Raw genomic sequence first — 9,205 nt, 5'->3', positions numbered from 1 at the left:
ACGCCCAGGTTGATGTATTCGAACGAGCCCATCATTCAATCGATTCCCTCAAACCCATCCCAAGCACCCGTCCAAAATAAAAAAAGCAGGCCCGCAGCCCGCTTTCATCCTTTTCACCCATCCGAATTCCCACACCAGGCCCGTCCGACTTACCCAACACCACGGCGGCATCCAAAACTTTCCATCCAAAAACTATAGCCGCCGGGTCCGCCATTTCCCCCGTGGCGCCCCGGGCCGACTGGACCGCACCAGAGCCCGCAGGAGGCGACAAACCCACGCGGATGACTCGCACCCCAATCAACGTCCCAAAAACCGTTTTAAAGCCCCTCAGAGCCCGCCAAACCCGGGATGGCATCAACCCCTTACCCCGGATTCGAAAAAACGGCTAATCGGCCGGCGTCGGCCCGGACTCCCCGGAACCGGCCCGGGAATCCAAAACCGGTCCTCAAACCCGAGTTTATGCCAATACTTGGCACGTATATGCCAATCGTCGGCATAAAACCCCGCCTTTTACCCGTCCGGGGTCCGTTTTAATGGTCCTAAAGCCAATTGGCGCCGGATTAACCCTGAAAGCCGTTTTTCCCATCGCGGCATTATCCGGCCCCCACCAGGCGGCGAAATCCGCCCCCTCCCACCACCCCGCCAAGGCCCCTGGGAAGCCCCAGGAAGGCCCGCTACGCCCCTGCCGTCCCCGTAATGCAGGCAAATCAGCCGGGATAGAAAACAGGATAAATCCCATTTCCGCGATTCATAACGTAAAACAAAACCATAAACCCCGGTGTCTTCCATCAATCAGCAGCCGTAGGAACCAACCATGGCCGGTTTTCATTTCAAACCATGCGCCCATCATTATCGTCCACCCGAAATAATAAACCGTGACGCGTCACTTCTATTGTTTTCAGGTTTTATCGTAAAACAATTGGTGGCAAAAAACAAAGCGGCCAATCAAAAGACATAATCATTTAATGGGTAGGTGTTCAATGCATTTCAGCCGATCCCCAAACAGATTCAATCGCCATTTCCTTTCGGCCGGTATTCAAACAAAACGTCAATTCGCCTCAGTTAATTAATGATTTTAATTCCCCCTCATTAGAAATAATTAAAATCAGCTTACTGATTATTCTAATTTCCAATTCGAGAAAGATAAACTCATTCAAAAACACAATATACCATAATTTTCAGATGGTCCAATTTTCAAGCCGGAGTCTATAAAATATCCCAAGCACACAAACCGGACAGTCAGTTAATCCAACCAAGCAAAGTATTTCATCCCATGTTTCAACAAAAGCCGCGCGCGCAAAAATAAGCCGTCGTCATCCAAATATTTGAGCGCCAAAAGAATCAAAACAAAATCATTCGCGCACGTTAACTCAAATAATCAGGTTAACTAAATATCCTGCCGCGCGCCCGTCGGCGCTTGTCTCCGGTCGAATTTGCTTCGCAAATCAAGCCCCGCCAAAGCGGGGTCGATCCGGCCGGTTAATTTTGAAAATCGAAAAGATAAAAACCCTTTAAAAACATTGGCAGCGCATCGCCCATGGCCCACGTAAATATTGCAAAACAGACATCGGAGCGCGCAGGCCAGTGGCTCAGGCGGCCGCCGCGTCCCGAGAGGGCGCGGGGTTTCGGCCGGCGCCACGGTAAGCAGGTGCCCGAAGCCCGGCGTTAGCCGGGTGAGGCGGTAGGGAGCAACGCTCCCGTAGCCCGCCGAAGGTCTGCGAGTCCGTTCCGCGACGGAAACTTTGCGCATTCGCAACACAAGCAAAGATGGAAAAGAGGAAATTTCTCGTAAGAAGTTGAAGGAATGTCACGATGAGCGGCGCGCAGCGGTGCTCAGAGGCCCGCGGCCTTCGCGGGGGTGGGGGTCTCCCTATGCCCCCTCAGGGGGCCTAGAGCAGTTCGAACTCGCGGCACGCGGTGAGGGCTTTTAAGCTTTTCAGCTTTTCCCGGTCCGGAGAGCGAGTATTCATGCGGGTTTGCGAGTCTTCATCACTACGCTTTTCCGGTTTCATCACTACGCTTTTCCGGTTTCATCACTACGCTTTTCCGGTTGCAAAAAAACCTTTGTCACTACAGATTTCCGGTCTTATTACTACAGATTTCCGGTCTTATCACTACGGATTTCCGGTCTTATCACTACGGGTTTAGGGTTGCAGGGAAACTGCTTTATCGCGTTCGTGACTAAGAATTCACTTATCACTACCATACATTTTTAGTAGTATTAGATACTCTGATCGTGAGGGAGCGCTATGTTGGCTAAGAAGAAAGAATTGGTAGCGAAGTCCAACCGGCTGATCGAAGCGAGCTATCGCCTCGATCTGGTGGAGCAGCGCATCATCCTTGCCGCAATCGTCGCCGCCAGGGACAGTGAGACAGGGCTGGGTGAAGGTTTCCTCACCATCCACTCCAAGCAATTTGCCCAGACGTTCGGCATGGAAGAAGGGAGTGTCTACGGGCAACTGAAAGGGTCTTTGCAATCCCTGTTTCAACGCTCAGTCACCTTTTACGACACCGATCCGGAAAGCGGGATGGAACGCGTGACGCAGGTCCGCTGGATCTCCTCGGCCAGCTACATCAATGGTGCCGGCACCATCCAGTTACGCTTTGCACCGGAGATGGTGCCCTACATTACCCGTCTGAAACCAGGTTTCACCCAGTACAGACTGGAGCGCATTGGCCGCATGTCGAGTGCCCATGCAGTGCGACTGTATGAACTGCTGACACAGTACAAGGAATGCGGGGAACGCAAGATCGCCATTGCTGACTTGAAGAGCATGCTGGAACTCGATGGCGAGTATGACCGGTTGGATAACTTCAAACGTCGCGTAGTCGACATCGCTGTGGCCCAGATTAACGAGCATAGCGACCTGCAGGTGAGCTATGCCCAACTGAAAACAGGACGCTTCATCACCGACCTGATGTTCAAGATCAAGGTCAAGGCATCAGCCAAGAAGAGGGACGAATTCACGTCAGACCAGGAGTACCGCGACAAACTGGAGGCCAACGGCCAACAGCGGCTCGATGCAGAGGAAACTGAAGCCTTTTAACCCGCAAGGCCAGTATCCATGCGGGTTTCAGCCTCTTTGTAAAACCAAACTATTCAATTTTTTCGGTGGGCTACCCATCTTTTAAGTAGCTTAATGACAGCATATTCGTTGCAATTGAAGAAACGCGTTAAGGCAACGTACGGTCCTTGGCTCTTGGTACAACTTCCATCTGGCCGCTGGGCAGCCGTTTGGCATCACTTCATTGATGACATGGATCGGGAAGCCCAAGTCATCCTGGAAGAGGTCAACTGGTTCTATACCAAGCTGGATGAGCGGGGCGGGAGCCGCCGTTCTCCCAGTTTTGCGAAGCGCAGTGATGCACTGGATAAGATCCGCATGGATCTTGAAGCAACCCATCAAGAGGAGGGGAAGTTCTATGATGACTACTATCTCCCCCTCTTGAAGACGCTTCGTATTGCCATAAAGCGTAGCCAAACCCAGGAAGCGAAAGAGGAATCAGGCTGCCCGCTCGTCAGGGAGCTGGCGATCCCGACCTACCGGTCACTTCTTCTGCTGTAGCCGACCTCACTCCCCCAACACCTCCGGCCGACGCCTTCTCAGCCACTGGTACAGCGTATTCGGCGACACATCGAGCAGCTTGGCCATGGCCCGCTTGTTGAGCTTGAGCTCGAGGTAATGGTCGATCTTCCTGGCGTGCGCATCGAGCGCCAGGGTTTTCGCCTCGCCAGGCGGCCGCCCCAGGACCACGCCCTCGGCGCGCACCCTGGCCAGCCCCTCCTTGGTCCGCTGCACGATGAAATCGCGCTCGATCTCCGCCGCCAGGCCGAAAATGGTGGCGTAGATCTTCGACTGCAGCGACCCGTCCATGATCATGGCGCTCTTGACCACGTGGATCGCCACCTGGGCGCCGGCGGCCGCCTGCATGATCTCCAGCACCTGTAGGGTGGAACGCGCCAGGCGCGACACCTCGCTGACCACGATCACGTCGCCGGCCACGCAGCTGCCCAGCAGCGTCCCGATCTCCCTCTGGCGCCAGTCAATCTTGCTGCTGACGGTGTCTTCCACCACTTCCGGCACGCCCAGTTTGCGATTCGCGCAATACTCCAGCACCCCGAGTTTCTGCGTGTTCACGTCCTGCATGTCGGTCGACACGCGCAAATAGGCGAACAGAGCCATGTCCGATCCTTCACAGTGTTCAGTATTGGCTTTTATTTGAACACATAACGTTCAAATAAAGTCTTGAGAAATGTTGAACGCAAGTGCTCGATTGACCTGAACAGGGCCGGCGCAGCCGGCCCTGTGGGGTGGCCGTTTCCTCCCCTCTGACTACCGGCAACGCGCGGCAGCAAGCGGGGGGCGCCATGGCGCCCCCGGAGCGCGCGACCTCGCCCCTCCGCGCAGCGCTGACTAAAACCCTGCGCAGCACACTTCAGCTTGGCAGCCGCGCAGGGGCGCCAGACATAACGCCTATTCTGTCAACCCGCCAGGGCGCGCAGGCGCAGCCGGAGCGATCGCCCCAAGGAACGTAGCGCAGCGTAGTGAACGGGGCGATTTGACAGAATGCCGCGTTATGTTAAATCGCGGGCAACGCCCGCGATTTACCCCTGTGCGGCTGTGCCTTTTGCGTAGCCTTTTTCTGACTGACGGCGAAGCGCGGCCGTGAGCGCGACGGGCGCGAACGCTGTACCTCTGACTGCCGCCGTCCGGCGGCGGGCCAAGCGCGACGGGCGCGCGGCAGCGTCATCCCCTTGCCCCGCCTCACGCGGGGCCTGGCAAAAACCTTTCGCTCTGGCAGCGCCAGAGCGCTGGAGTTCTTAAAAACATGCCACCAAGCTACTTCACCTCATCCCCCGCCAGTTGCAGGAACACCGCCCGCTTGATGTAACTGGCCCGCGCAATCCCCTGCCGCTTGGCCGTCGCGGTCAGCCGCGCCAAGTCCGCACGCGACATCCTCAGCGTGATCTGCACACTGTCCTCGTCCTGGGCCTTGGGCGCCAGCTCCGGCTTGGCCGGTTGGCTCTGCTGCGGCGCGTCCGGCGCGGTCGCGATGAACTTCTGCAGCGCATGCTCCTTCTGGGGGCCGAACCGTTTTTTCCTAATCGCCATGATCAAATTCCGCTATAAATGAATATCAGTTGAATATTCAAAGAATATCTAATGAATAGTCAAAATATGGACTGCATCAATGCATTCAATTCCATGATGGCTTTCTCATCGCGCGGGGTCTGTTCCAGCACCGACAACCCGTTGCCGGCTGCATTGGCCACGCTCTTGCGGCGCCGGATCGGCGTGTCCAGGTACTGTAGCGCCGGATAGTCCGCCACGGCAGCGGCGGCATCAGCGTTGTCGGTACCGGCCGGGTCGGCCAAATTCAGCACGGCCAACGCCTGCAGTTCCGGATTCAGGGCGCGCGCCTCTTCAATCAGCGCGGCAATATCGGCCACGGCCCACACGTCCAGTGAGCGCGGCTGGAACGGCACCAGCACCAAGTCCGACAGCACCAGCGCAGCGCGCAGTGCCGTGCTGTCGCGGCCGCCGGCATCGATGATGATGTCCTCGAACTTGCCGCGCTGATGCCGCAACTGGGTACGCAGCTGGCTGCCGTCCGGGTAGTGCGCGGTCGCGATCGCCGGCTGCCGGCCAGCCTCGCCACGAATAGCCAGCGCAGTCGACGCGGTGTCCTGGCGGTCCGCATCAATCAGCCAGACATCCCGCCCCGCTAGCGCCCGCGCAATTGCAATGTTCAGGGCCAACGTGGTCTTGCCGACACCGCCTTTGATCGCCCCTACCGTGATGATTTTTCCACCCATCATGCCTCCTGATTAAGGTTGAAGAACTATACAGGTTTTCAGCATTTTGACTATCTTTTGAATATTCAAAAGATAGTCTTTTTGATGAGTTCGCTAACTGAGAACAACCGTCCCTAAAACCCGGACGCCCGCCGCGCCCGCATGATCGCTGTCACGGTCCGGTTCGTAACACCCTCAGCCGCCTGCGGCGAAATTTCATTTTTCTCAACATCGACCGCTCCCGCCGGCCGGACAATCCAGCAGGGCCCGCCGGCCCCGGGAGTTCCTCCATGAAAATGCTGATCCTGCGCAGCGGCCGCCGCTTCGACCAACTGCGCGCCTGCGTGCCCATCGTGCGCACCAAGACCCGGAAATATGGCGCCGTGCTCGATGAGCACTGGCTGCCGACCCAGCGCGACTGGATGATCCTGGGCGCCAACGCCGCCGGCAAAACCCGCTGGCTGCAGCGCCTCTATCGCCACGCCGACCGCATCTGGCGAGATAAGCCCACCTTGCTGCTGCGCGCGGTCGACCCGATCGGCGCCTGGTCGGCCGATCCCCGCATCCAGGCCCACATGGAAACCACCACGAAACAGCCCTGGAACAAAACCAAAGCCTGGGAAAAAACCGACTGGCTGATCCGCTGGGTCGACCACACCCACGCCGTGCTGCTGCTGGACGACGCCCACCAGCTGGCCGGCCGCAAGCTCGACGTCGTCCAGCAGCTGGCCCTGGTGGCTGGCCGCATCGTCACCGGCGCGAGCCAGGAAAGCCGCATCCCGATCAACCTGCGCCTGGCCCTACTGCGGCGCGACCCCGTCATCGAGGCGTTAAAGTCCGATGCCGCCTACGACGCCACCGCTGTGTTCCTGTGGCTGCTGATCCTGGCCGCCCTGGGCGCCGGCGCCTGGCAACTGGCCGCCATCCTCGGCGGCATGAAGTTCCTGGGACGGGGTAGCCGTGCCGCGCGCCAGACGTAGCCTCGTGCTGGCCCTGGTGATCCTGCTGGCCGGCACACCCGGCGCCGGCACAGACCTCGACAAGCCGCCGCTGACGGTGCCCCTGTTCGACGGCGCCGAGCGCACCATCCAACCGCCCGCCGATCCGCTGAAACGCCCGCACATCCCCGATTACCGCCGTTTATTCGACCTGACAGTCGCCTGCTGGCCCGAAAAATCGTGGTTTCGGGGCGAATTGCACGTCGAAGGCCGCCTGGCGAACAAGAAAAACGCCCAAAACAGTTCACTGGACCCCAATTCCGGCACGATTACCACCCGCGACGACCGTTATATCGCCCTAGTCGCCCGGATTCCCCTGATTTCCGCCGCCGAACTCGACAAAGAGAGAAACCGCGAAGCCGAACGGCGCGGAAAAATCGCCGAGGCGGTCGGCAACCTGGTCAGCACCTATGCCGAGCGCGTGATGCAGGCTCGCCAGTTGAGCCTGCTGCAGGCGCTGGAAAAGCGCGCCCAGGAGCGAGTCCGGGTCGGCGTGGCCGAAACCGGAGAGCAGGTGCGCTACCTGGAGCAAGTCGCCGCCCTGGAAACCAAGATCCAGGCCCTGCACGGCGATGAAATCAAGGCGAGATTGCACCTACTCGGCATGTGCGACGAGACCCACATGGCCCGCATCGACGCCTACCTCGACACCTTCCACCGATAAAAACATGCGCTGGATCAGCCACATCGCGATCGCCGCCAGCCTGTGCGCCGCAGTGAACCCCGGCGCCGTGCCGGCCGCCGTGCTGGGCTCCACCTGCCCCGACTGGCTGGAGTGGATCCTGCGGGCCGTCACGGGCCGCCGGGTGCGCCACCGCGGCGCCACCCACTACTTGACCACCTGGCTGCTGCTGGCGGCCTTTGCGGCCCTGGTGTGGGACTGGCAAGGCTGGCTGCTGTGGTTCGCCCTGGGCAACGTCGTGCACTGGTTCTGCGACGCCCTGACCGTCAGCGGCGCGCCCGTCGGCTGGTGGTCCGATCGCCGGGTCACCTTGTTCGGCGGCCGGGTCAAAACCGGCAGCATGGCCGAGCTGGCCATCACCCTGGGCATCGTGGCCCTGTGCGCCGTGATCATTTATGCAAGAAGGGACGTCCCCGGTACCTTCATCCCCTTCTTTTACCGCTACGACCGCCTCTACCAGGACGGCCTGATCGACGGTCTGGAGTGGAAACAGCACCGTTTCGACTTCATTTGAAGCGGAAAACCCCACAAAACCGCCCGAAACAGGCTGGAAGAAGCCAGAAAAAGCCGGAAATTCCCAAAAGATGCGAAAACTTCGCAGCAAAACCGCCATCCGCCCCACTTTCCCGCCGCAGCGGTGGACAACTTTCCACAGCCCCGTCCGCCCCGCCGGATGCCGTAAGCTCTTGATAACAATAAGAAAACGACAATGCGAAAATGACAGCCGTCATGCAGCGCGAACGCCCGCGCCAGGACAGCAGCGAACGTCGGCCAGCGCGCCAATGCCAAATGAGACGATCAATGTCTCAGCCTAAATAATTGATTTGATTGGAAAGGACAGGAAATGAGTCGTCCGCGTGGACAGCGGCGATATTCTCAGTGTGAAGCAGGAGGGGAATTCAAAATTGTCAACATTGTCAAACTCTCGAATCCTTCCGGACATTCATTACAACTCTTCCGGATCAATTCCATGTTGCCAGCGACTACATCTTAATTCTTCCCAGCGTTTCAGATATTAATTCCGGCACACTGTTTGCTTTAGCTTTTAACCGCTTCCGGCTTGTCATTTTGCTCTTCCGCTTTGCACCGCCTGGTGGATTATTGCCGCCGGTTGCCGGGTTATCTTCCACCCGTTTGGACCGCTTTACTGCCACCTTGCCGCTTTTACCGAAGAGCGCGCCGTCTTTTACATTGCCGCCAGTCCGTCTGATTTGCTGCTCAACTGACTTGCGGCGGGAAGCGCTGCGGTTTTCGTTTTGCTCTTCTTTTCTGGCCGGGGTTCCGGAGGAACTGGAGCAACTCAATCACCGTGGAAGAATAATACCATCACCCTTACACCCCGCACCAGTAAAAGTTATTCGGCACAAACCGCCCCATGGCATTTTGACGACACGCAAACATTCAACCAGGACCGTCGCCAACATTCACCGCCAACGCCGTCGAGCGATTCCAGAACACGTCATCCGTTCCAGCACCGCCATCGGCCAACCTGAATCCATTGCATCGCTCATTCAAACGCCAATCCAGCGATTCAAATCCCATAAGCATGGCTTCACCTGGTTAAACATCCCTGGATGCTGATTCGATTCACTATAACAAACCCAATTCATTGCCACCCCAATGCCATTGAAAGACCAAACCAATCATCCAAACGCCCAGGTTGATGTATTCGAACGAGCCCATCATTCAATCGATTCCCTCAAACCCATCCCAAGCACCCGTCCAAAA

The 9,205-nt window shown here is 57.9% G+C and carries 9 protein-coding genes; 5 read left to right on the top strand and 4 right to left on the bottom strand.

What is annotated here, in order from left to right:
* The first annotated feature begins 2,249 nt into the window (after positions 1-2,249).
* Positions 2,250-3,047 (top strand): replication initiation protein RepM, encoded by a 798-nt coding sequence (gene repM / locus AC1RRC_RS33075; RefSeq protein ID WP_493060170.1) that lies wholly within the window; start codon positions 2,250-2,252, stop codon positions 3,045-3,047.
* Between the two features lie 93 nt (positions 3,048-3,140).
* Positions 3,141-3,566, top strand: a complete 426-nt coding sequence (locus AC1RRC_RS33070) for a hypothetical protein (protein ID WP_493060168.1) — start codon at positions 3,141-3,143, stop codon at positions 3,564-3,566.
* Between the two features lie 6 nt (positions 3,567-3,572).
* Here the strand turns inward: AC1RRC_RS33070 and AC1RRC_RS33065 are convergent, their stop codons facing one another.
* From AC1RRC_RS33065 to AC1RRC_RS33055, 3 genes are all read right to left on the bottom strand, one after another.
* Positions 3,573-4,184 (bottom strand): recombinase family protein, encoded by a 612-nt coding sequence (locus AC1RRC_RS33065; RefSeq protein ID WP_493060167.1) that lies wholly within the window; start codon positions 4,182-4,184, stop codon positions 3,573-3,575.
* Positions 4,185-4,841: 657 nt separating this feature from the next.
* On the bottom strand, positions 4,842-5,114 hold the full coding sequence (locus tag AC1RRC_RS33060) for a hypothetical protein (protein WP_493060166.1): 273 nt from the start codon (positions 5,112-5,114) through the stop codon (positions 4,842-4,844).
* A 59-nt stretch (positions 5,115-5,173) separates the two neighbouring features.
* Positions 5,174-5,821 carry an AAA family ATPase gene (locus tag AC1RRC_RS33055; RefSeq protein ID WP_493060165.1) on the bottom strand — a complete coding sequence of 216 codons (648 nt, stop codon included), beginning with the start codon at positions 5,819-5,821 and terminating at the stop codon, positions 5,174-5,176.
* A 266-nt stretch (positions 5,822-6,087) separates the two neighbouring features.
* Between AC1RRC_RS33055 and AC1RRC_RS33050 the strand changes: the two genes are divergently transcribed.
* Genes AC1RRC_RS33050 through AC1RRC_RS33040 form a run of 3 tightly spaced genes read left to right on the top strand, consistent with a single transcriptional unit; the run spans position 6,088 to position 7,991 of the window.
* Entirely contained in the window at positions 6,088-6,777 is a 690-nt protein-coding gene (locus AC1RRC_RS33050) for a hypothetical protein (protein ID WP_493060163.1), read from the top strand.
* A 4-nt stretch (positions 6,778-6,781) separates the two neighbouring features.
* On the top strand, positions 6,782-7,459 hold the full coding sequence (locus tag AC1RRC_RS33045; protein WP_493060162.1) for a hypothetical protein: 678 nt from the start codon (positions 6,782-6,784) through the stop codon (positions 7,457-7,459).
* Positions 7,460-7,463: 4 nt separating this feature from the next.
* Positions 7,464-7,991 (top strand): metal-dependent hydrolase, encoded by a 528-nt coding sequence (locus AC1RRC_RS33040; RefSeq protein WP_493060161.1) that lies wholly within the window; start codon positions 7,464-7,466, stop codon positions 7,989-7,991.
* Between the two features lie 469 nt (positions 7,992-8,460).
* On the opposite strand, the gene AC1RRC_RS33035 is transcribed toward AC1RRC_RS33040, so the two are convergent.
* Entirely contained in the window at positions 8,461-8,781 is a 321-nt protein-coding gene (locus AC1RRC_RS33035; protein WP_493060159.1) for a hypothetical protein, read from the bottom strand.
* Positions 8,782-9,205 lie beyond the last annotated feature (424 nt).

It is taken from the genome of Pseudoduganella sp. GW821-FHT12E03, assembly GCF_058807115.1.
This window is presented reverse-complemented; position numbering and strand designations above follow the sequence as displayed.